This is a genomic window from Alcaligenes faecalis, from assembly GCF_002443155.1.
GTDB classification, from domain to species: domain Bacteria; phylum Pseudomonadota; class Gammaproteobacteria; order Burkholderiales; family Burkholderiaceae_B; genus Alcaligenes; species Alcaligenes faecalis.
The window spans coordinates 3,867,358-3,888,805 of sequence record NZ_CP023667.1; the positions used below are offsets into that span (position 1 = coordinate 3,867,358).

Sequence of the window (21,448 nt, forward strand, 5' to 3'; positions counted from 1 at the left end):
GCAGTGTGCAGGTTAGCCATTTTTTTTGATTTAAATAGTTGACTTGTATAATATTTATTAATAAATATACTATGCTCAGAAGCATGTATTCAGACCATACGGACATATCATGAATATCGTATGTATTGGCGGAGGCCCAGCCGGCTTGTATTTCGGTTTGCTGATGAAATTGCAAAACCCTCAGAACGAGGTTTTTGTAGTCGAGCGCAACCGACCGTACGACACCTTTGGCTGGGGTGTGGTGTTCTCGGACGCCACCATGGAAAACCTGCGTGAAGCTGACCCCGTGTCCGCGCAGACCATCGGTGACGCGTTCAACCACTGGGACGACATTGAGTGCCATTTCAAAGGTAGCGCCGTGCGCTCCAGCGGCCATGGCTTTATCGGGATTGGTCGCAAGAAATTGCTGAACATCCTGCAAGCCCGCTGTGAAGAAGTGGGCGTCAAGCTGGTGTTTGAGACCGTGGTCACGGACGAAGCTGAACTGGCCCGCAAGTACAACGCCGATATCCTGATTGCTTCTGACGGCATCAACAGCGCCATTCGTACCCGCTACGAAGACGTGTTCCAGCCTGATATCGACACCCGTAACTGCCGCTTTGTGTGGCTGGGTACGGAAAAAGTGTTCGACGCCTTTAACTTCATTTTTGTTGAAACTGAGCACGGCTGGTTCCAGGCTCACGCCTACCGCTTCCAGGATGGCCTGTCCACGTTCATCGTGGAAACGCCTGAAGAGACCTGGCAGAAAGCCGGTATTGGCGAAATGTCGCAGGAAGAGGCCATTGCCTACTGCGAGAAGCTGTTTGCCGACCATCTGGATGGCAACAAGCTGATCAGCAATGCCACCCACCTGCGCGGTTCGGCCATCTGGATCCGCTTCCCACGCGTTATCTGCAACAAGTGGGTGCACTGGCAAGATTACGGCACCGGCAAGAAGGTTCCTGTGGTGCTGATGGGCGACGCCGCTCACACCGCTCACTTTTCCATCGGTTCCGGCACCAAGCTGGCTCTGGAAGATGCCATCACGCTGGCCCAGCACATGGACCACGAGTCCATGGAAGAGGCCCTGAAAGATTACGAAGCCGCTCGTAGCGTGGACGTATTGCGCATTCAGAACGCTGCCCGCAACTCGACCGAATGGTTCGAGAACGTGGCCCGTTACGCCAATATGAAGCCCGAGCAGTTCACCTACTCCATGCTGACCCGTTCGCAGCGCATCTCGCACGAGAACATGCGCATGCGTGACGCCGCCTGGCTGGAAAAATACGAGCGCTGGATGGCGACCGAAGCCGGCTTGAAGCTGGCCGACGGTGAAAAGGCCCCATCGCCCATGTTCACGCCCTTCAAGCTGCGCGATATGCAGTTGAAGAACCGTGTCGTGCTCTCGCCCACGCTGATGTACAGCGCCAAGGAGGGAATGCCCGGTGCTACGCACCAGGTGCATTACGGCAGCCGCGCCATGGGTGGTGCTGGCCTGATCATGGCTGAAATGACTGCCGTGACGCCTGAAGGCCGTGTCACCCCCGGTTGTACCGGTCTGTGGAACGACGAGCAGGCCAATGCCTGGAAACCTGTGGTGGCATTTGCCCACGAACAGGGTGCCAAGATTGGTGTGCAGCTGGGCCATGCTGGCCGTCGCGGTTCGACGCAACTGGGCTGGGAAAAAGCCAATCAGCCATTGACTGAAGGCAACTGGCCTTTGGTGTCGGCTTCCGCCCTGCCTTACCAGGCTGGCGTCACTGCCGTGCCTGCCGAGATCACCCGTGCCCAGATGGACGAAATTCGTGATGCATTCGTGGCTGCCACCAAGCGCGCTGACCAGGCCGGTTTTGACTGCATCGAATTGCAAGCCGCCCACGGTTACCTCTTGTCCAGCTTCATTTCGCCGCTGACTAATCAGCGTAGTGATGAATTTGGTGGTAGTCTGGAAAATCGCATGGCTTACCCGCTGGAAGTGTTTGCCGCTATCCGCGCCGTCTGGCCGGAGAACAAGCCCATCATGGTGCGTATCTCGGCAACAGACTGGGCCGAAGGTGGCAACACGGCGGACGACGGTGTGGAAATTGCCCGCCTGTTCAAGCAAGCCGGTGCCGATCTGATCGACGTGTCCTCGGGTGAAGTGGTGCTGGAGCAGCAGCCAATTTACGGCCGCATGTACCAGACGCCATTCTCCGACCGTATCCGTAACGAAGCCGGTATCGCCACCATGGCGGTGGGCTCGATCATGGAAGCGGATCACGCCAACAGCATTATTGCTGCAGGCCGTGCTGACCTGTGCGCCCTGTCGCGTGGCTTCCTGGCCGACGCGAACTGGCCACAACGTCAGGCAGCGGAGCTGGGTTACACCGACCTGGCCTGGCCCGTTCAGTACGAATGGGGCAAGGACTGGTTGCAGCGTCAAATCAAACGTGCGCCAGTGGCCCAGGACGGCCCTGCCAAGTCATAAAACACGAAAGGAGACAGCATCATGTCGGAAGAACGTTTTGACACCCACCGCGAAAGCGTGCTCGGTCGTGCAGATGTTGAGGACACGCCCGAATTGGTGAAGTACTACCAGGATTTGACTCAGTTTGAAGCCGGTGCCCTGTGGACCGTGGCGAACAAGATTGAGCCCTGGGAGCCCAAGTCCGAATCCGTGCCTGTGGTGTGGCGCTACCGCGACCTGCGCGACTACGTGTTGCGTTCGGTGGATTTGGTCAGCCCTGAAAAGGCCGGTCGTCGTGTGATTTACCTGAACAACCCCGGTCGCCAGGAAGTCTCGGCGGCGGTGGGCTGGCTGTACTCCGGTTTGCAGGTCATGAAACCGGGCGAAGCGGCTTCCGCACATGCGCACTCCTCCTCGGCCCTGCGTTTCATCATGGAAGGCCGTGGTGCCTACACCATCGTGGACGGCCACAAGATGACCTTGGGCGCCAACGACTTCGTGCTGACGCCTAACGGCTGCTGGCACGAGCACGGCGTGGAAGCCGACGGCCTGCCTTGTATCTGGCAAGACGGTCTGGACATTCCACTGGTCAACGCGCTGGAAGCCGGTTTCTACGCCGTTCACCCTGACCTGTCCCAGGCCATTACGCACCCCGTCAACGACGCGGTGGGTATCTGGGGCGGTCGTGGCCTGAAGCCTACCTTGCACGACTGGCAAAAACCGTACTCGCCCCTGCTCAAGTACGAGTGGGAGCCTACCTACGAAGCCTTGTCGGCCTACGCCAAGGTTACGGACGGCAGCCCCTTTGATGGCGTCATCATGGACTACATCAACCCGCTGACCGGCGGTCCTGTCATGGCCACCATCGGTGCCAGCATGCAAATGCTGCGCCCTGGCGAGCACACCAAGGCCCACCGTCACACCGGCAGCATCATTTACCAATGCGCCAAGGGTGAAGGCTATTCGATCATCAATGGCAAACGCTTTGACTGGCGCGAACGCGACATTTTCTGCGTACCATCCTGGATGTTCCACGAGCACGCGAACGGTTCTTCGTCCGAGGACGCTTGCCTGTTCTCGTTCCACGACCTGCCCGTGATGCGTGCCCTGAATCTGTACCGCGAAGAAGCGCTGGCCGAGAACGGTGGCCATCAAGTCTTGCTGTAAGACTACTTAATTAAGCTATATGAACAGCCTGCCACGGCAGGCTGACCTGATTTACTTAAGCCATCCGCATAGATGGCCCAATCTGGAGATAGAAATGCGTCTTGTAACGTACCGTAGTGAAGTTGCTGCCGCTGGCCGCCTGGGTGCCATTGTGGGCGATCTGGTGGTTGACCTGGGTTACCTGGGCGACGCCACTGGCCACATGCTGCCTGACAATATGCTCGATTTCATCGACCTGGGCCCAGCCGCTGTGACCTCCACGGCTCGCTTGCTGGAAACCTACGCCGACGATATGCCTTTTGGTGTGGCACTGCCCCTGGCCAACGTCAAGCTGTTGGCTCCTATCCCACGCCCACGCAAGAACATCTTTGGTATCGGCCTGAACTACGTGGAACACGTGGCCGAATCCAGCCGCACTCTGGACACCTCCAAAGAGCTGCCCAAACAGCCCGTGATTTTCTCCAAGCCACCAACCACCGTGGTTGGCCCTGGCGATGCCATCGAGCACAACAAGAACATCACTCAGCAAATGGACTGGGAAGTTGAACTGGCCGTGATCATGGGCACCCGTGCTCAGCGCGTGGCCAAAGAAGACGCCCTGAAGTACGTGTTCGGTTACTCCGTCATGATCGACGTGAGCGCCCGTGACTGCCGTCGTGCCGGTCAGTGGATCTACTCCAAAGGCCAGGACACCTACGCTCCTTTCGGTCCCGTTATCGTGACTGCTGACGAGCTGACCGACCCTCACAACCTGAACCTGAGCCTGACTCTGAACGGTGTGACCAAGCAAAGCTCCAACACCAAGCACATGCTGTTCAACGTGAACGACCTGATCGCTGACATCAGCGCCGGTATCACGCTGGAACCCGGTGACATCATCGCTACCGGTACCCCGGAAGGCGTGGGCGCTGGCCGTGATCCTCAAGAGTGGATGTGGCCTGGTGACGTGGTGCACGCTGTGGTTGAAGGCATCGGTGAATTGCGTCACCCCATCGTGGACGTGACCCCCCAAAACTAAGTAAAGGAGAGCATGATGCTGGAATTGCGTCAGTTCAAGGCCGCCGCCGTTCAGGCAGCGCCTGTGTTCCTGGACACGAATGCGACCATCGAAAAAGTATGTCGTCTGATCAATGAAGCAGCCGACAACGGTGCCGAGCTGATCGCCTTTCCCGAGGTGTTCGTCTCCGGTTACCCCTACTGGAGCTGGGTGATGAACCCGATCGACGGCAGCCCGTGGTTCGAGCGCCTGTGCAAATCGGCCATCGAAGTGCCCGGTCCCGAGATCCAGAAGGTTGCGCAAGTTTGTCGTCAGCGCAAGGTCAACGTGGTGTTGGGTGTGAACGAGCGCAGTCCCGTTGGCATCGGCACCATTTACAACACGCTGGTCACCATCGGCGCGGACGGTCGCATTCTGGGCCGTCACCGCAAACTGGTTCCCACCTGGGCTGAAAAGCTGACCTGGGCCAACGGTGATGCGTCCTCGATGCGTGTGCATGACACCACCATCGGCCCTCTGGGTGCCTTGGCTTGCGGTGAAAACACCAACACGCTGGCTCGTTTCAGCCTGTTGTCGCAAGGTGAACTGGTCCACGTTGCCAGCTACATCGCCTTGCCCGTGGCACCAAAAGACTACGACATGGCTGAAGCGATTCGCTTGCGTGCCGCTGCTCACTGCTTTGAAGGCAAGGTGTTTACGGTGGTGGCTTGCTCGACGGTTTCCGAGGAAATCATCGAAGCCATGTCGGCCAGCCATCCTGAAGCACGTGATCTGCTGGCTCGTCCCAACAGCGCGTTCTCGGGCATTATTGGCCCCGATGGCCGCGTTCAGGGCGAAGCACTGATCGACAAGGAAGGCATTGCCTACGCCGACATCGATCTGTCGCGCTGCATCCAGCCGCGTCAAATGCACGACATCACCGGTCACTACAACCGTTTTGACGTGTTTGACCTGCGTGTGAACCGCAAGGCTTTGACGCCTGCCCGCTTTTACGAAGGCGACGCAGCGTCCCAGCCAGACCTGAATCCTGCCGAGTTCTCCGTTCTGGACGACAAGGAAGTGTAAGAGGGTTCAAGACGGTCCCTTTCCCCCAGTGGATCGGGACCGTTTTTTGACGGGTCTCTTTGCTCAAGCGACCTGCTCAAAAAAACCGCCGTGGCCTTGCCGCAGCGGTCCAAGATGCAAGCTGCCTTTGTAAAGAAGGCGGTGCCGGGCCTGAAGGAGCGGGCTGTTTTAACGGCTGGTCCCTATCCTGCGCCATGCAGGGCAGGCAACGATAACGACGACATAAGACCCAAGTAGGAGATGAAATGAGCGACAAGAACCCATTGGCAGCCTTTATCCAGGCGATCGACAGCAAGCAGGTCCGTTTCGTGGATCTGACCCAAACCCTGTCTCCCAGCTTCCCCGCCTTGCAACTGCCCCCCCAATTTGGCCAGACTGCCGGTTTCTCGATTGAGCGCATCAGCCAATACGACGAAAACGGCCCAGGCTGGTACTGGAACAACTTCACCTGTGGCGAACACACCGGTACCCACTTTGACGCGCCTGCGCACTGGATCTCCGGCAAGGACCATCCAGACAACACGGTCGACACTATTCCAGTGGACAACTTCCTGCGCCCTGCCGTGGTGGTTGATGCTTCCGCTGAAGTGGCCCAGAACGAAGACTTCATCCTGACCTCCGAGTTCCTGTTGAACTGGGAAGCCAAGCATGGCCGTATCCCTGAAGGCGCCTGGGTGCTGTTTCGCACCGACTGGTCCAAGCGCGTGAACGACGCCGAGGCATTCCTGAACATGCGTGAAGACGGTGCTCACACGCCTGGCCCAGCTCAGGAAGCGGTAGAGTGGATGATTCACGAGCGCAAGGTTCACGGTTTTGGCGTTGAAACCATCAACACCGATGCTGGCCAATCCTACTCCTGGCCTATTGGCTACCCTTGCCACACCCTGATGCACGGTGCCAACCGCTACGGTCTGCAGTGCTTGTGCAACCTGGATCAGCTGCCCCCTCAAGGTGCACTGATCATGTCGGCCCCTTTGAAGATTGAAGGCGGTTCCGGCAGCCCATTGCGCGTGGTCGCACTGGTTGCTCAGTAAGTAGAAAACGGTGGGGAAGTGGCAGAACTGTGTACCATGCGGTTCTGCTGTTTTCTCACCTAGTGGTTTTCCATTATATTCGGCAGTATATATTTATCCGTAAACTATTCATCAATAAAATAAATTCACAAAAGAATGAATAGAGATCCAGCCATACAGCCAGTCTTGGTGTCAGGCAGCCGGTTTTAGCGGAGACAGTAGACGAGCCTTACGCAGCCTTTTTCAGGTTACGCGATACCGTCCCATTGCCCCCTGCGGCGCTACATCATGCCACGGCTTGGCCTTTTTGGCTGGGTAATTGATGTAGTCATGCTCAATGGTAGGCACATGATGGATACTTTTGAACTCGTCATCCGGGACATCCAGAACGCATCCCCGCTGATTCGCAGTTTTACGCTGGAGCCTGCCCAGGCCGGTTCCCTGCCCGCGTTTGCGCCGGGTTCGCACCTGCAGGTACAGATTCCTGATCTGAACGATCACCGCTGCTATTCCCTGATTTCGCTGGACGCCGACACGGCACAGGGTCCGACCTGTTACCGTCTGGGCGTGCGCCTGGAAGACAACAGCTCGGGTGGTTCGCGCTTCATGCACAGCCTGAAAGTAGGCGATACGCTGCGTGTGGCTGGCCCCAAGAATGACTTCCCCTTGCATGCTGCCGCTGAAGGTGAAACCGAAACCGTGCTGATTGCCGGTGGTATCGGTATCACCCCCATTGCCAGCATGGCCGCTGCCCTGCATCACCAGGGCCGCCCTTACCAGCTGCATTATGCCGGTCGCAGCGTGGAACAGCTGGCCTTTCTGGACGAACTGAGCGCCCTGTCCGGCCCGGCCCTGCGTCACTACGCGGACGACAGCGAAGGCCGTTTCTGCCTGAATACCCTGCTCGATGGTCTGTCCAAAGACCAGCACATTTACGTCTGCGGCCCCAAAGGCATGATTGATGCCGTGATCGAAGCCTGCAAGCAACGCGGCTGGCCTGGCGACCATGTGCACTTCGAGCTGTTCGTGACGGCGGCTCCCCAGGAAGGTGACCAGCCTTTTGAAGTGGAATTGCGCCAGACCGGCGTGACCCTGCAAATTCCCGCCGACAAGACCATTGTGGACGTGATGGAAGAGCAGGGCCTGGACCCCATGATCGACTGCAAGCGCGGCGAGTGCGGCGTCTGTACCTGTGATGTGATCGAAGGCGAGGTTGACCACCGCGACTACTTCCTGAGCGACTCGGAAAAAGCCAGCAACAAGGTCATCCAGATCTGTATTTCCCGTGCCAAGACCCCGCGTCTGGTGCTGGATCTATAAGCCCAAGGGCGACGGAGAACATGATGGAAAAGTATCGTGATAATCCCCAGGCCATCCGCGAATTGGTACGCGAGGCCGAGGTCCACAAGGATTTGTACATCAACCAGGAGCTGTTTGAACTGGAGATGGAGCAGTTGTTCGTCAATACCTGGGTCTACGTTGGCCATGCCAGCCAGGTGCCCAATAAAGGCGACTTCTACACCACGACGGTCGGTACTGAGTCCGTCATCATGGTGCGCCATACCGATGAGAGCATCCGCGTGCTCTACAACCGTTGCCCGCACAAAGGTGTGCAAGTGGCGGGCGAGACCTGTGGCAACACGGGCAAGTTCTTCCGTTGCCCCTACCACGCCTGGACCTTCAAGACGGACGGCTCCCTGCTGTCCATCCCCTTGAAGAAAGGCTACGAGAACACCGGCTTTGAATGCACCGAAGGCAGCAAGGGCATGGCCGCGGTACAGAACGTCAAGGTGTACCGCGATTTCGTGTTCTGCCGCCTGGCCGACGAAGGCGTAAGCTTTGAGGACTTCTTTGGCGAGTCCCTGAGCACCATCGACAATATGGTGGATCGCTCCCCCGAAGGCCGCCTGGAAGTGGCCGGCGGCGTGATGCGCTACATGCACCAGTGCAACTGGAAAATGCTGGTCGATAACCAGACCGATACCTGTCACCCCATGGTGGCGCACGAGTCCTCGGCGGGTACGGCGGTTAAAGCCTGGGAAGCCGCCCCTCCAGGTACGCCCAAGCCCATGGCGGTCGAGCTGTTTGCTCCTTTCATGTCGCCTTACGAGTTCTACGAAGGCATGGGCATTCGCGTGTGGGAAAACGGTCACGGCCATACCGGCGTGAGCAATTCCATCCACGCTGATTACTCCGAAATTCCCGGCTACTGGGATCAGATGGTCGAAGCTTATGGTGAAGAGCGCGCCAAAGCCATTTTGGGCGACACGCGTCACAACACCTGTTACTTCCCCAACATCATGGTCAAGGGCCCGATCCAGACCCTGCGTTTGTTCAAGCCGCTGGCCGCTGACAAGACCCTGGTGGAATCCTGGACCTTCCGCCTGGTGGGTGCCCCTGACACCTTCCTGGAACGCACCCTGATGTACAACCGTCTGATCAACGCACCGACCTCCATGGTCGGTCACGATGATCTGGAAATGTACGAGCGTGCCCAGCACGGTTTGCAGTCGCGTGGTCGCGACTGGATGAACCTGGCCCGTCTGGTGGAAAAAGATGAAGACCAGCAAAAGAATGTGGTGATCAACGGCACCAGCGAAATGCAGATGCGCGCCCAGTTCCGCGCCTGGTTGAAGTTCATGCTGCCCGAGCAGCAGGCCAAGAAAGAAGAGGAATAACCATGAGCGAAATCAGCCGTCAGGCCCTTATCGATTTTGTGTATGCGGAAGCCCGCCTGCTGGATGAACAGCGCTACGAGCAATGGCTCGACCTGTTCACCGAGGATGGCTACTACTGGATGCCGCTGGTGCACGATCAGCAGGACGCCCGTTTGCATGCGTCCCTGATGCACGAGGACAAGCTCTTGCTGCGTATCCGTGTGGAGCGTCTGGCAGGCCGTCGCACTTTCTCCCAGCAGCCCAAGAGCCGCAGCCATCACCTGCTCCAGCAACCCACTGTGGAAAGCATGGATGAGGAAAAAGGCGAATACACCGTGCGTTGCGCCTTCCACTACACGGAAACGCGTGGCGACAACCAAGATATCTATGTGGGTTGGAATACCTACACCCTGGTGCGCCAGGACGACGCTTTGAAGATCCGTCTGAAACGGGTGGATCTGCTCAATTGCGACGCGCCTTTCGGCAATATCCAGTTGTTTATGTGACAGGACAGGAGAATTTTTGATGGCCAACACCACGGTCTACCAGGCTTTTCGAGACACCGCCCAGAAATGGGGCGACAAGCCCTTTGTATGTACCCTGCCTGAGACCGCCGAGATCTACGGTATTGAAGCGGGCGAGCTGACTTATGGTCAGGCGCTGGAGCGTATCGACGCCTTGCGCGCCGGTTACGCCGCCGCTGGCTATGGCCACGGTCACCGCGTCGGCATCCTGCTGGAGAACCGCCCTGTGTTCTTCCTGCACTGGTTCGCACTGAACAGCCTGGGCGTGTCGATTGTGCCAATCAATCCTGACTTGCGCGCTGCCGAGCTGGAATACCTGATCGGCCATTCGGAAATGATCATGGCCATTGCTCTGCCCAGCCGTCACCAGGATCTGGTGGAAGCGGCTCAGCGTGCTGGTCAGCCTTTTGCCATCATGGCCGATGGCGATGTGCCTCCGATGGTGGAGCGCGCCGCCTCCCGTTCCTGTGACATTCCTGATGAAAACAGCGAATGTGCCTTGCTGTACACCTCCGGTACCACAGGCCGCCCCAAGGGCTGCATGCTGGCTAACCAGTACTTCCATTATGCTGGCGAGTGGTATCGCGACATTGGTGGTCTGGCTTCGCTGGAGCATGGCAAAGAGCGCATGCTGACTCCGCTGCCCCTGTTCCACATGAATGCGATGGCCTGCTCGACCATGGCCATGATCAAGACCGGCGGCTGCCTGATCTCCCTGGACCGTTTCCACCCACGTAGCTGGTGGGATTCGGTGCGCGAGTCCGGCGCAACCGTGGTGCATTATCTGGGTGTGATGCCAGCCATCCTGATGAAGGCCGAGGCCAGCGAAAAAGACCGTCAACACAATGTGCGCTTTGGTTTTGGCGCTGGTGTGGACCGTGGTCTGCATCCTATTTTTGAAGAACGCTTTGGTTTCCCGTTGCTGGAAGCCTGGGCCATGACGGAAACGGGCGCCGGTGCCAGCATCATCGCCAATCACGAGCCCCGCTTTATCGGCACCTCCTGCTTCGGTAAGGAAATGCCTGTCGTGGAAGTGCTGCTGCGTAAAGACGATGGCGAACCTGCTCAGGCCGGTGAAAACGGCGAGCTGCTGGTGCGCTCGGCCGGTGACAACCCACGCTACGGCTTTTTCTCCGGTTACTGGAAAGACCCGGCGGCGACTGATGAAGCCTGGGAAGGCGGCTGGTTCCACACGGGCGACATCGTTTGCCGTGACGAACAAGGCTACCTGCACTTTGTGGACCGTAAAAAGAACGTGATCCGTCGCAGTGGCGAGAACATCGCTGCCGTGGAAGTGGAAAACATCATGCAGCAGCACCCGCTGGTGCGCTCCATTGCCGTGGCCGCCGTGCCCGACGCCATCCGTGGCGACGAAGTGATGGCGCTGGTGGTGCCGCACAATCCTATCGAAACCCAGGAACAGCGCGAACAGGCTGCCCAGGAAATGGTGCAGTGGGGCCTGACCCAGCTGGCCTATTTCAAGGTGCCCGGCTACGTGTTGTTTGTGGATGCCCTGCCGCTGACCTCGACCAACAAGATTCAGCGCGGTGAGCTGAAAACAGTGGCTCTGGCCGCTTTGGAAAACCCGGCCTGCGTGAATACCAATCACCTGAAAAAACGTCAGGAGGCCTGAGCCCATGGCCCTGCCGCAAGCAGCCCGCCAGGGCTATGACGATGTGGTGCTGGTCGCTCCGGTGACCATTCCCTACGAGCGCCATTCCGAGCAGACCGCGCATTGGTGGCTGGGTGCGGCATTGGGCCAGTTGCTGGCCCAGTCCGGCCTGAAAAAAGCCGACGTCGATGGCGTGTGTGTATCCAGCTTCACGCTGGGTTCGGATAGTGCCGTCGGTGTGATGCAGCATTTTCAAATGAGCCCGCGCTGGCTGGATCACATCCCTATGGGTGGAGCCAGCGGTGTGGTGGCGATGCGCCGTGCGGCTCGTGCCGTGCAGTGTGGCGATGCGTCCATCGTGGCGTGTATCGCGGGCGATACCAATCACCGTGAGTCCTTCAAGAACACGGTGTCGGGCTTCTCGCGTTTCTCGCAGGATGCCGTCTACCCTTACGGTGCCGGTGGCCCCAACGCCAGCTTTGCGCTGCTGACGGACTACTACATGCGTCACTACGGTGCCACGCGTGAAGACTTCGGCAAGCTGTGCGTCGCTCAGCGTGATAACGCGCTGCGCAATCCGCACGCCCTGATGAAAAAGCCGCTGACGCTGGAGCAGTACATGGAGGCGCGCGTCATTGCCGACCCCATCCATCTGTTCGATTGCGTGATGCCTTGCGCTGGAGCCGAAGGGTATCTGGTGATGCGTCGTGAACAGGCCGAAGCACTGGGTCTGCCTTATGTGCGTATTCGTTCCACCATCGAGCGTCACAACGCCTTCCCTGAAGATGCGGTACAGCATCGTGGTGGCTGGGCCATGGACAAGGATGCGTTCTACGAGCACGGGGGCCTCACCCCGGCAGACGTGGATTTCATGGAAACCTACGATGACTACCCTGTCATCAACGTCCTGCAGTTTGAAGACCTGGGATTCTGCGCCAAGGGCGAAGGCCCGGAATTCATCCGCAAGAACACCTTTACCGTAGACGGCAGCTTTCCCTTCAATACCAGCGGCGGCCAGTTGTCGGTAGGCCAGGCGGGCGCTGCCGGTGGTTATCTGGGTCTGGTTCAGGCGCTGCGCCAATTGACGGATACCGCAGGCGATACGCAGGTGGCCAATGCCCGCATCGGCCTGGTGTCCGGCTTTGGCATGATTAATTACGACCGCGGCATTTGTACTGCTGCGGCCTTGCTGGAACGGGGACAGTAATGAGCGATACCCAACTTCTGCCACCCGGCGCACGCAGCGCTACGGCAGCCGGTCTGACCGAGGCCGCCCGGCGCGGTGAATTCGCCCTGCAAGTGTGCCCGTCCTGCGGCACGGTGCAGTATCCCGCCAGGGACGTCTGCGGCCATTGCCTGCACACCACGCTGAACTGGAAGCCGGTGGCGGACACAGGCGTGTTGCGTGCCACCACGACCCTGCATCACAGCAACGAACCCTATTTTCAGGCACGACTGCCCTGGCGTATCGGCACCGTTCAACTGGATTGCGGCCCTTTTGCCATCGCCCACTTGCCCGAAGGCGGGCAGGCCGATGAGAAAGTGCGCCTGCGTCTGGAACTGGATGCCGGTGGCGTAGCCGTGCTGGTGGCGCGCCCTGCGCCTTGAATTTGCCTGGAGACAATCAAGATGACACAAGCTCAATACACCGCCATTGTGACGGGCGGCAGCACCGGTATTGGTGAAGACATTTGCCGCAAGATGCTGGATCAGGGTTACACCGTGATCAGCATGGCGCGCAATGTATTGCCCTGGACGCACGAGCGTCTGCATTGCGTGCAGGTGGACTTGCTGGATGCCGTGGCAACCGAGAAAGCCGCCAAAGACATTGCCGAACGTTTTGAAGTGACCCACTTCATCCACAACGCGGGCGTGATCTGGCCCGCCTTGCTGGACGAGGTCAAGCTGGAAGACTTGCAGGGCCTGACCCAGATTCACCTGGGCGCGGCTTTGCAGATTACTCAGGCAGTGGTTCCTGGCATGCGCGAGCGCCACTTTGGCCGCATTGTGCTGATGTCCTCGCGTGGTGCGCTGGGTCTGCAAACCCGTACTGCCTATGCCGCTACCAAGGCTGGCATGTTGGGCATGGCCCGCACCTGGGCGCTGGAACTGGCTGACCAGGGCATTACCGTCAACGTGATTGCCCCCGGCCCCATCACCACCAATATGTTCTACGACGTGGTTGAAGCCGGTAGCGAGCGCGAAGCCAAGCTGGCTGCTGCGATTCCCGTGAAGCGCCTGGGCCGTGCGGATGACATCAGCCGCGCCACCCTGTTCTTCTCGGACCCTGAAAACAGCTTCATCACGGGTCAGACCCTGTATGTCTGCGGTGGTGCCAGCGTGGGTACGCTGACGATCTGATCGACGGGCAACGGGACTGCCCGTGATCGCGCTTTGAGTGCGTTCGGGAACTAGTCCATATGCTTGGCGACATATAAAACCCCCTTGGTTTTCCAAGGGGGTTTTTGCTTTTGGATGGCACAACCCCCTTGATGGACTATCTGTTCCAGCATGTCGGGCGGCGAGTGTCGTTTAAACAAACGGCTGAAGGGACCGTCTTGATTGGTGGCGGCTGGTCAGCGGTGCCGGGATTTTTTGCTGCCTAAGTTTTTTTCTTTGTCGCAGAGGCCGATTTTGGCTTTTTATCCCCGGTTTTTGGTGTCAAAAGTTGCTGTTTCAGGCTTGCTCGCATCGCATGGAAGTATGTCCAACACTTGAGAGGCCTGTTCATTTTCGGCTCTCTTTTTGTCACATGAAACACCCGGATCTCAGGGTTTGGCTATCGGTCTGGATGCTGCCTGATTGCTAGTCGGCTGATTCTTTATTGCCCTGCTTGAAGCCAATGTTCGCCTGCTCGACATTGCGCCAAGCCAGGACTCACGCCTGTTCCGGCAGTTTTTATCAGCTCTTGCACAGGACAAGCGAGCTGGTTTGTGACCGTATTTCTTGCTATGTGAGATAGAAACCACGATTCCATGATTTTGGATGGAATTAAGGGTTTCTTTCTATTTACCTGGATTTGTTCATCTATAAACTATTTAGAACAGAAATATAACAATGCACATCGGTTTTCCGAGGTGCATGATGACCCAAAAAACGGGCCTTCGCCGGCCAAAAAGAGTGGAGCTGTAATGAACGACGATCTGCCAGGAATGGAGCTGGTGCGTTCACGTGGAGTAGTACGAGTTGTAGAGACAATTCTGGATACTGCCTGTGTGGTCATCTTGATCCTGATGACAGGGATCACTACCGTGGACGTGATAGGCCGGTATGTTTTCCACGCCCCGTTGCTGGGCGCCTATGAAGCCAGCGAACTCTTGCTGGGCGTGCTGATTTTTGCGGCCTTGCCGCGTGTCACCTGGCACCAGCAGCACCTGACCGTCAGTCTGATTGACGCCTGGCTCGGCCCAGTGGCGCGTCGTATCCAGCAATTTGTGATCAATGTGGTCTCTACCGTCATGCTGGCCGTGCTGACTGTGTATCTGTGGAGTCACGCCAACGAGCTGGCCGACTACGGCGATATGAGCAATGCCTTGCAAGTGCCGATTGCCCCTTTTGCCTACATCATCGCCACCATGACAGGCATTGCCACCGTGGCTTCCCTGTTCAAGATTTTTAGCTCTCCCCGCCGATAAAGACGGAGTTTTTTCATGTTGATTTCTATTATCGGACTGGCTGTCCTTCTGGGTAGCTTATTTCTGGGTTTGCCCATTGCCTGGGGCATGTTGCTGGTTGGGACGCTGGGTTTTGCCTTCTTTACGGGCATGGAAGCGGCCTTGACCATGGCGGCACAGACCAGCTACGACACAGCCATGAGCTACAGCTTTACCGTGCTGCCGCTGTTCATTTTGATGGGTAATCTGGTCAATGCCTCGGGCTTGTCCAAGGACCTGTACAAAGCTGCCCACGCCTTTATTGGTCACCTGCGTGGTGGTCTGGCGATGGCCACGATTGTTGCCTGTGGTGCCTTTAGTGCACTCTGTGGCTCCAGTATGGCCACCACAGCGGCCATGGGTCGTGTGGCCATGCCCAATATGCGCAAGTACAACTATGACGATCGTCTGGCTACCGGCAGTATTGCGGCAGGCGGCACCCTGGGCATTCTGATTCCGCCCAGCGTGATGATGGTGGTCTACGGGATCTTGACCGAAACCGACATTGGCAAGCTGTTTGCCGCCGGCTTCCTGCCCGGCATGATTGCCATGCTGATGTACCTGATCACGGTGATGATCATTACCGCGATCAACCCGAATCTGGGCCGTCCTGGCGAGAAAGCCAGCTGGCGCGAGCGCTTTGAGGCCACCAAAGGCGTGATGGCCATTACCGTGCTGTTTATCGTCATCATGGGCGGTATTTACGGTGGTGTGTTCACCCCGACAGAAGCGGCCGGTATTGGTGCGGCAGCGACTTTCCTGCTGACCTTGAAGCGTCGTGGCTGGCAGCCTCGCATGTACCTGACGGTGCTGATTGAAGCTGCTCAAACCACGGCCATCATGTTTGCGCTGGTGATTGGTGCACTGGTCTTTACCAACTTCCTGACCGTGGCTGGTTTGCCCAATCAGTTGCTGGGCTTCATCCAGGGTATTGATGTCTCGCCCATTGTGGTGATTCTGATTATCTGCGCCATTTACCTGGTTCTGGGTTGCTTCCTGGAAACCATGTCCATGGTCATGCTGACTGTGCCTATCTTCTACCCGATTGTGGCCTCCCTGGGCTTTGATCTGGTGTGGTTCGGCATCATCGTGGTGGTGGCCGCTGAAATCAGCCTGATCACCCCGCCGCTGGGTCTGAACATTTTCATGATCAAAAACGTGATGCCCGATGTGCCTTTGGGCACCATTATTCGGGGTGTGACTCCCTTTGTAATGATGGACATCCTGCGTTTGCTCTTGCTGGTGTTTGTTCCCTGGATTGTTCTGGTCGTTCCGAACAGTATGTAAACCCGGCCCGGATGCGCGTGTGATCCGGGCAGCAGTAAAGCCGCTGGGCAAGCAGGTTCAGGATCTGTTTACCATCCCATCAAGTGGCCAAGACGCCGGGCTGTAGTGGCCCGGCAGCAAAATAATTTACGAGGAGTCGAGATGCGTGTTTTCAAAAAATTGGCCTTGAGCCTGGGTCTGGCTGCTGCAGCCCTGGCACCGACCATGCCTTCGGTTGCGGCTGAAGTCACCACCCTGCGTTTTTCCCAATGGATGCCGCCAGGCCACTTTATTGTGACCAATATGTTTGAACCCTGGGCTCAGGAAGTGGAAAAAGCTACCGAAGGCCGCGTGAAGGTGGAGTTCATCAACGCGCTGGGCAAGCCGCAGGCTCACCTGGATCTGGTGCGTAACGGTATTGCTGATATGGGTATGTCGGTACACAGCTACACGGCTAACCGCTTCCCGCTGATCGAATTTGCTGAACTGCCTTTCACCACGGATGATGGCGGCGTGAACTCGGTTGCCTACTGGCGCACTTACGAAAAATTCATGATGGGCGCCAACGAGCACAGGGGCGTGAAACTGCTGGGTATGTGGACCAGCCCTGCCACTGTGATCTTTACCAGCCAGGACAATGTGCAAAGCATTGACGATCTGAAAGGCAAGAAGCTGCGCTCGCCTAGCCCCTTGTTTGATGCCATCGGTAAAGCGTTGGGTATCGTGACGGTGAACGCGCCTGCATCAGACAGCTACGAAATGCTGTCGCGTGGCGTGATTGACGGTATGTACTTCCAGTACGACCAATTGGATAACTGGAAACTGGACAAGCTGGTCAAGACCGCGGTGTCCGTGGAAGGTGGCTTTGGCAAATCCAGCCAGTACATGTTCATGAACGAGCGCAAGTGGAAGAGTCTGTCTGAAGCCGACCGCGCTGCTATCGAAAAAATCAGCGGCGAATGGATTGCCAATGACTTCGGTTCCAAGTGGCAAGTGGCTGAGCAACAGGCCATTGAAAAGCACACTGCAGCTGGCTTGAAGACCCTGCGCATTGAAGGTGCAGCGGCTGATCAGCTGAAAGAGCGTCTGGCCTTTGTTGAAGAAGACTGGATCAAGGCCGCTGACAAGAAGGGCATCGACGGTAAAGCTGCGCTGGCCTACTTCCGCGAGCAGATCAAAGAGCTGAGCGCTGCCAAGTAATCAGCAGCAAGAGACACACTACAGTCTTGGCCCCGCTTTCCTTTGGGAGAGCGGGGTTTTTTTTGTTTTTTGGGGGCTTACGTCGTTAGCGCAGCGGATAGGAAGCCGGGTTGCTGCTGTAGTCCTGGTCGACGCTTCTCCCTGTAAAACGCCGCTTCCGGCCCCGACGGGTCTGGCTGGGCTGACCGCTTGCCGGTGCTGCGCACCGGTACCCTGGTCGAGAGAGAGCTACGGGCGCATCCTGAACTCGCCGGGTACTTGGTCCCCCGGACCAAGTACAAGCGTCCGGCTCAAACAGCAGGATGCTTGTATCCCTACGCTCTCTCTCTCGCCTGCGGCAAGCAGTCTGATTCGCACTGCCAGACCCGTCGGGGCCGGAAGCGGCTTGCAGCGGAGCAAGTGCGCAAGTTTTACAGCTTCAGGGGGCGGGTGGGGGCGCCCCTGTCTCCAGGTCATAGTACTGATGGACGGCATATTCGGTGATCACCGCTTTGCTCCCATAGTATCGGGCCATGGCCTTGGGGTTGAAGTGCATATCGAAGCGATCTCGCGAGCGCAAAGTGGGTAGAAAGAAATACTTGGGTAGCCTTACGTGATGACGCTGATGCTTGTGGGCATCGGACAAGATCGCGCGCCGCACCTGATCCTGCTCCCAGGTGCCGTGATAACTGCGCAACATCAGTCCGCTGGACACCAGCCATAGCGTGCCGCAAGTACCCAGGGTCATCAATAGGCTGCGTTGCATGGGTATGGCGCGCTGCCCTTGCGCCAATAAATCATGTCCATAAATAGACAGGGCCACCAGCAGATACATCAAGCCGCCATTCAAGGCTCGCTTGGGAATATTGGGTGCCAGAACCAGAATGGCATTGGCCAGGAGCGAGGCTCCAATGAGCAGCCTTATCGCCCGGCGTGTTGACTCGGAGGAGGCAGGCCCTGCGGTAAAACGCCAAATCAGCATCACCAGGATTACGCCCCAATAACGCAATATCGCGTCCGGGAAACGGCGACTGAAATGCTCCCAAATGCGCCACAACAAAGGCTGGTCGTACCAACGAGCAAAGGCCTCTGCGCGTACCTGATTGCCCGGTGCCAAGACCAATATGGCTACCCCCAGCCCCATGCACAGCAACCAAAGCAGATGCCATTTGCTCAGCGAACCCGTGCGCTGAACGTGCCGTAGACCCAGATACGCCAGCAAACACCAGCTGATAATGCCGGTGTTCTCATTGGAGCAACCGGCCAGCACGGCCAGAATGCAGAGCGCCAGGCCCGTGCCGACGGAGGGTCTGCCTTTTTGCAAATACCAGACAAAGGCCAGTACAAAACCGAAGTTGAACAGGTTAGGCCACAGATAATTTGCCGCACCCACCAGCCAGAATGTGGTTTGTCCCAGATCGGGATTAACCAGCCAGTACAGCGTGAATACCAGCAGGAGTAAAGATGGGCGCAAAGCCTGTCCCGCCAGACGCGCTCCTAAGGTGGCTAATATCCAAATCAGGCCAAACAGGGCCGTTGTATTCAGCGTGGCTTTCAGCCAGCCGGGGGCCAGGTTGAGCATGGCGCTGGAAATCGTGTCTGATACGAGCCGACCACTCCAGTTCAGGTAGTGGGCCTTAATGGATGCCCAGGCAATCCCCTTGTTGGCGTAGTTGAAGTCGTCCGAAATCATGGGGGTGAGCCAGTAAATGGTCCACGTGGCCATCACAGCCAGCACTGCAAAAAGAATAAAAGCCCAGGCGCCAGAACGGCGGCCGAGCAAGGGCTGGCTGAATCGAGATTCAGCAAAAGAGAGGGTTGAGCTCATCGAAATGAAGCGGCGGGTTGGTGGGCAGATCCACGACGACGGTATTACACATCGCTGGGCGCCCTGGATGTTAGTGCCACGGTGATATCTGTTATTTACCGGGCTGAAAGGCAAGGAAGTATCCCAGATTCGCGTTCAACACAGCGTTTAACGGCCTTACAGCTCGTCATCCTTTAAATCTAAATCAAATCGGGGTTTTCCCTGCTTTTGCGGCTTCTTGCGCTTATTGGCTAGGCGCTGCGCAAAGTGGATATACCGGCACAAACGGCACTTCTACCATTGGCTCCATCGTCATACCTAAAAAACAAAAGGAGAAGGACGTGGGGGACATCAATAAAAAAATAGCAGCCGTTGTACTGGGAGCAGGCGCATTGGGCGCCGGTCCGGCCTGTGCCATTGAAGGTAATGGCCTGCCTATTTATCCCGACGGTTTGGAAAATTTCATGAGTGGCGCCCTGCCACCACCCGGTGTGCATTTGCTGATGTACGGCGGTGCCATGCGCTATGACTCGGTGCGTGACAAGAACGGCGACAAGTTGCCTATTCCTGACTTCAAGGTCGATGTGGCCATGGTGGCTCCGCGTCTGGTCTGGGTGACGGATCAGCAGGTGTTTGGCGGCCAATTGGCGTTCCACGCTCTGGCCCCGCTGCTGACCGTCAAGGCACAAGCCGCCGGTCAGTCGCAGCGCCGCAGTGGTCTGGGCGATGTGGTGTTCGGTCCCGCCCTGGGCTTTCACCCCAGCGAAAAAATGCACTACGTGCTGGGTGTGGACTTTGTGGCCCCTACCGGCCGCTACAAGGTGACCGACAGTGCCAATCTGGGCCGTAACTACTGGGCCATCCAGCCTGCTGCAGCATTTAGCTACGTGCAGCCCAGCGGCATCAACCTGGATTTGAAGATGATGGTGGACTTCAACTTCCGCAACAGTGATACCGAAACCCGCACGGGTAAGGCCATTCACGCCGACTACGCCGTGGGTTGGGGCTTTGGTAATGGCCTGGTGCTGGGGGTGGGTGGTTACGCCTATCAACAGATTGAAAGCGACCGTGGCCCGGCAGCCGGTGACAGCAAGGCACGTTCCTTCGCGATTGGCCCGAGCCTGCGTTACGCCAACGATAAAGGTCTGCTGATTACGGCCAAGTACCAGCAGGATCTGGGCGTGCGTGGCCGTCCTGAAGGAAAACAATTTTTTGTAAAAGTAGCGGTTCCGTTCTAAGGGCCCGCGGCAGGAGAGCGAGATGAAAGGACTGAAAGACAAGGTAGTCATCGTTACCGGCGGCGCAACGCGCGTTGGCGCAGGCGTGGTCGAGGTGCTGATGGGCTATGGCGCACGTGTGGCCGTGTTTGATATTGATGCCGCAGGTGGTCAGAAAGCCGTAGGCAATGATGCCGCCAAAGCCAAATTCTGGGAAGTGGACATCACCAGCGATCAAAGCCTGAATGCGGCCATCGAGCAGGTCAAGGCGCACTTTGGCCGTGTGGATGGCCTGGTCAATCTGGCCTGTTCCTATCTGGATGAGGGTATGGCCTCCAGCCGTGAAGACTGGCTCAAGGCCTTGGACATCAACCTGGTCAGCGCTGTGCAAGCAGCCAAGGCCGTGCGTCCCTTGTTGCCGCGTGGCGGCTCCATCGTCAACTTCACGTCCATTTCATCGTCGATCGCACAAACCGGGCGCTGGTTGTACCCGGTCTCCAAGGCCGCCTTGTTGCAACTGACGCGCAGCATGGCGCTGGACTTTGCTCCAGACGGTATCCGCGTGAACTCGGTCTCGCCCGGCTGGATCTGGTCGCGGGTGATGGACGAGCTGACAGGTGGTGATCGTGCCAAAACCGATCGCGTGGCCTCGGCATTTCACATGCTGGGCCGCGTGGGCGATCCCCAGGAAGTGGGCGAAGTCGTCTCCTTCCTGCTCTCGGATTCCGCCAGTTTCGTGACCGGTGCCGATTACGCCGTGGATGGCGGCTACTCGGCCATGGGTCCCGAGCAAGGTGTACCGGCCATTCCCAAATTGGCTGAATAAGAAAAATCGGGACGCCGCTGGGGTGGCGTCCTTAGCTCCC

Annotated in this window: 18 protein-coding genes; 17 read left to right on the forward strand and 1 reads right to left on the reverse strand. The window is 57.7% G+C overall.

Annotated elements, in window-relative coordinates:
- Positions 1-109 precede the first annotated feature (109 nt).
- The 15 genes from CPY64_RS17985 (at position 110) to CPY64_RS18055 (ending at position 17,579) form a co-directional block, all read left to right on the forward strand.
- A complete protein-coding gene (locus CPY64_RS17985) occupies positions 110-2,446 on the forward strand; it encodes a bifunctional salicylyl-CoA 5-hydroxylase/oxidoreductase (protein WP_042484953.1) in 2,337 nt (778 codons plus the stop codon).
- 21 nt (positions 2,447-2,467) lie between these two features.
- Positions 2,468-3,592: a cupin domain-containing protein gene (locus CPY64_RS17990; protein ID WP_042484950.1), complete on the forward strand. Its 1,125-nt coding sequence runs from the start codon at positions 2,468-2,470 to the stop codon at positions 3,590-3,592.
- 94 nt (positions 3,593-3,686) lie between these two features.
- Positions 3,687-4,610: a fumarylacetoacetate hydrolase family protein gene (locus tag CPY64_RS17995; protein WP_009463820.1), complete on the forward strand. Its 924-nt coding sequence runs from the start codon at positions 3,687-3,689 to the stop codon at positions 4,608-4,610.
- Positions 4,611-4,625: 15 nt separating this feature from the next.
- The gene (locus CPY64_RS18000; RefSeq protein ID WP_042484948.1) at positions 4,626-5,654 is read left to right on the forward strand and encodes a carbon-nitrogen hydrolase family protein; all 1,029 of its coding nucleotides are present in this window, start codon (positions 4,626-4,628) and stop codon (positions 5,652-5,654) included.
- 245 nt (positions 5,655-5,899) lie between these two features.
- A complete protein-coding gene (locus CPY64_RS18005; RefSeq protein WP_009463818.1) occupies positions 5,900-6,688 on the forward strand; it encodes a cyclase family protein in 789 nt (262 codons plus the stop codon).
- Between the two features lie 330 nt (positions 6,689-7,018).
- Complete coding sequence (locus tag CPY64_RS18010) at positions 7,019-7,987, forward strand: PDR/VanB family oxidoreductase (RefSeq protein ID WP_042484944.1); 969 nt, start codon at positions 7,019-7,021, stop codon at positions 7,985-7,987.
- A 23-nt stretch (positions 7,988-8,010) separates the two neighbouring features.
- Complete coding sequence (locus tag CPY64_RS18015) at positions 8,011-9,345, forward strand: aromatic ring-hydroxylating dioxygenase subunit alpha (protein ID WP_042484941.1); 1,335 nt, start codon at positions 8,011-8,013, stop codon at positions 9,343-9,345.
- 2 nt (positions 9,346-9,347) lie between these two features.
- The gene (locus CPY64_RS18020; protein WP_009463815.1) at positions 9,348-9,830 is read left to right on the forward strand and encodes an aromatic-ring-hydroxylating dioxygenase subunit beta; all 483 of its coding nucleotides are present in this window, start codon (positions 9,348-9,350) and stop codon (positions 9,828-9,830) included.
- Positions 9,831-9,849: 19 nt separating this feature from the next.
- Complete coding sequence (locus CPY64_RS18025; RefSeq protein WP_042484938.1) at positions 9,850-11,481, forward strand: AMP-binding protein; 1,632 nt, start codon at positions 9,850-9,852, stop codon at positions 11,479-11,481.
- Positions 11,482-11,485: 4 nt separating this feature from the next.
- Entirely contained in the window at positions 11,486-12,667 is a 1,182-nt protein-coding gene (locus CPY64_RS18030) for a thiolase family protein (protein ID WP_042484935.1), read from the forward strand.
- A complete protein-coding gene (locus CPY64_RS18035; protein WP_042484932.1) occupies positions 12,667-13,068 on the forward strand; it encodes a Zn-ribbon domain-containing OB-fold protein in 402 nt (133 codons plus the stop codon). The genes CPY64_RS18030 and CPY64_RS18035 overlap by 1 nt, the downstream gene beginning before the upstream one ends.
- Before the next feature lie 21 nt (positions 13,069-13,089).
- Positions 13,090-13,821, forward strand: a complete 732-nt coding sequence (locus tag CPY64_RS18040; RefSeq protein WP_042484928.1) for an SDR family NAD(P)-dependent oxidoreductase — start codon at positions 13,090-13,092, stop codon at positions 13,819-13,821.
- A 770-nt stretch (positions 13,822-14,591) separates the two neighbouring features.
- Positions 14,592-15,095 (forward strand): TRAP transporter small permease, encoded by a 504-nt coding sequence (locus CPY64_RS18045; RefSeq protein ID WP_042484925.1) that lies wholly within the window; start codon positions 14,592-14,594, stop codon positions 15,093-15,095.
- A 15-nt stretch (positions 15,096-15,110) separates the two neighbouring features.
- The gene (locus tag CPY64_RS18050) at positions 15,111-16,400 is read left to right on the forward strand and encodes a TRAP transporter large permease (protein ID WP_026483924.1); all 1,290 of its coding nucleotides are present in this window, start codon (positions 15,111-15,113) and stop codon (positions 16,398-16,400) included.
- A gap of 141 nt (positions 16,401-16,541) precedes the next feature.
- Positions 16,542-17,579: a TRAP transporter substrate-binding protein gene (locus tag CPY64_RS18055; protein ID WP_035269350.1), complete on the forward strand. Its 1,038-nt coding sequence runs from the start codon at positions 16,542-16,544 to the stop codon at positions 17,577-17,579.
- A gap of 418 nt (positions 17,580-17,997) precedes the next feature.
- Here CPY64_RS18055 and CPY64_RS18060 read toward each other — a convergent pair whose 3' ends face one another.
- A complete protein-coding gene (locus CPY64_RS18060) occupies positions 17,998-19,386 on the reverse strand; it encodes a DUF6056 family protein (protein WP_042484921.1) in 1,389 nt (462 codons plus the stop codon).
- 329 nt (positions 19,387-19,715) lie between these two features.
- On the opposite strand from CPY64_RS18060, the gene CPY64_RS18065 reads away from it, so the two are divergent.
- Together CPY64_RS18065 and CPY64_RS18070 are read left to right on the forward strand one after the other, a co-directional pair.
- Positions 19,716-20,603, forward strand: a complete 888-nt coding sequence (locus tag CPY64_RS18065) for a SphA family protein (protein WP_080723759.1) — start codon at positions 19,716-19,718, stop codon at positions 20,601-20,603.
- Positions 20,604-20,625: 22 nt separating this feature from the next.
- A complete protein-coding gene (locus CPY64_RS18070; RefSeq protein WP_026483921.1) occupies positions 20,626-21,408 on the forward strand; it encodes an SDR family oxidoreductase in 783 nt (260 codons plus the stop codon).
- The last annotated feature ends 40 nt before the right edge of the window (positions 21,409-21,448 follow it).

Bases quoted from the DNA above. Each gene is read 5' to 3' on its own strand.
- CPY64_RS18030 (WP_042484935.1), top strand. From the start codon at position 11,486: ATGGCCCTGCCGCAAGCAGCCCGCCAGGGCTATGACGATGTGGTGCTG.
- CPY64_RS18035 (WP_042484932.1), top strand. From the start codon at position 12,667: ATGAGCGATACCCAACTTCTGCCACCCGGCGCACGCAGCGCTACGGCA.
- CPY64_RS17995 (WP_009463820.1), top strand. From the start codon at position 3,687: ATGCGTCTTGTAACGTACCGTAGTGAAGTTGCTGCCGCTGGCCGCCTG.
- CPY64_RS18015 (WP_042484941.1), top strand. From the start codon at position 8,011: ATGGAAAAGTATCGTGATAATCCCCAGGCCATCCGCGAATTGGTACGC.
- CPY64_RS18070 (WP_026483921.1), top strand. From the start codon at position 20,626: ATGAAAGGACTGAAAGACAAGGTAGTCATCGTTACCGGCGGCGCAACG.
- CPY64_RS18000 (WP_042484948.1), top strand. From the start codon at position 4,626: ATGCTGGAATTGCGTCAGTTCAAGGCCGCCGCCGTTCAGGCAGCGCCT.
- CPY64_RS18025 (WP_042484938.1), top strand. From the start codon at position 9,850: ATGGCCAACACCACGGTCTACCAGGCTTTTCGAGACACCGCCCAGAAA.
- CPY64_RS18010 (WP_042484944.1), top strand. From the start codon at position 7,019: ATGGATACTTTTGAACTCGTCATCCGGGACATCCAGAACGCATCCCCG.
- CPY64_RS17990 (WP_042484950.1), top strand. From the start codon at position 2,468: ATGTCGGAAGAACGTTTTGACACCCACCGCGAAAGCGTGCTCGGTCGT.
- CPY64_RS18055 (WP_035269350.1), top strand. From the start codon at position 16,542: ATGCGTGTTTTCAAAAAATTGGCCTTGAGCCTGGGTCTGGCTGCTGCA.
- CPY64_RS18005 (WP_009463818.1), top strand. From the start codon at position 5,900: ATGAGCGACAAGAACCCATTGGCAGCCTTTATCCAGGCGATCGACAGC.
- CPY64_RS18045 (WP_042484925.1), top strand. From the start codon at position 14,592: ATGAACGACGATCTGCCAGGAATGGAGCTGGTGCGTTCACGTGGAGTA.
- CPY64_RS18050 (WP_026483924.1), top strand. From the start codon at position 15,111: ATGTTGATTTCTATTATCGGACTGGCTGTCCTTCTGGGTAGCTTATTT.
- CPY64_RS18060 (WP_042484921.1), bottom strand. From the start codon at position 19,386: ATGAGCTCAACCCTCTCTTTTGCTGAATCTCGATTCAGCCAGCCCTTG.
- CPY64_RS17985 (WP_042484953.1), top strand. From the start codon at position 110: ATGAATATCGTATGTATTGGCGGAGGCCCAGCCGGCTTGTATTTCGGT.
- CPY64_RS18020 (WP_009463815.1), top strand. From the start codon at position 9,348: ATGAGCGAAATCAGCCGTCAGGCCCTTATCGATTTTGTGTATGCGGAA.
- CPY64_RS18040 (WP_042484928.1), top strand. From the start codon at position 13,090: ATGACACAAGCTCAATACACCGCCATTGTGACGGGCGGCAGCACCGGT.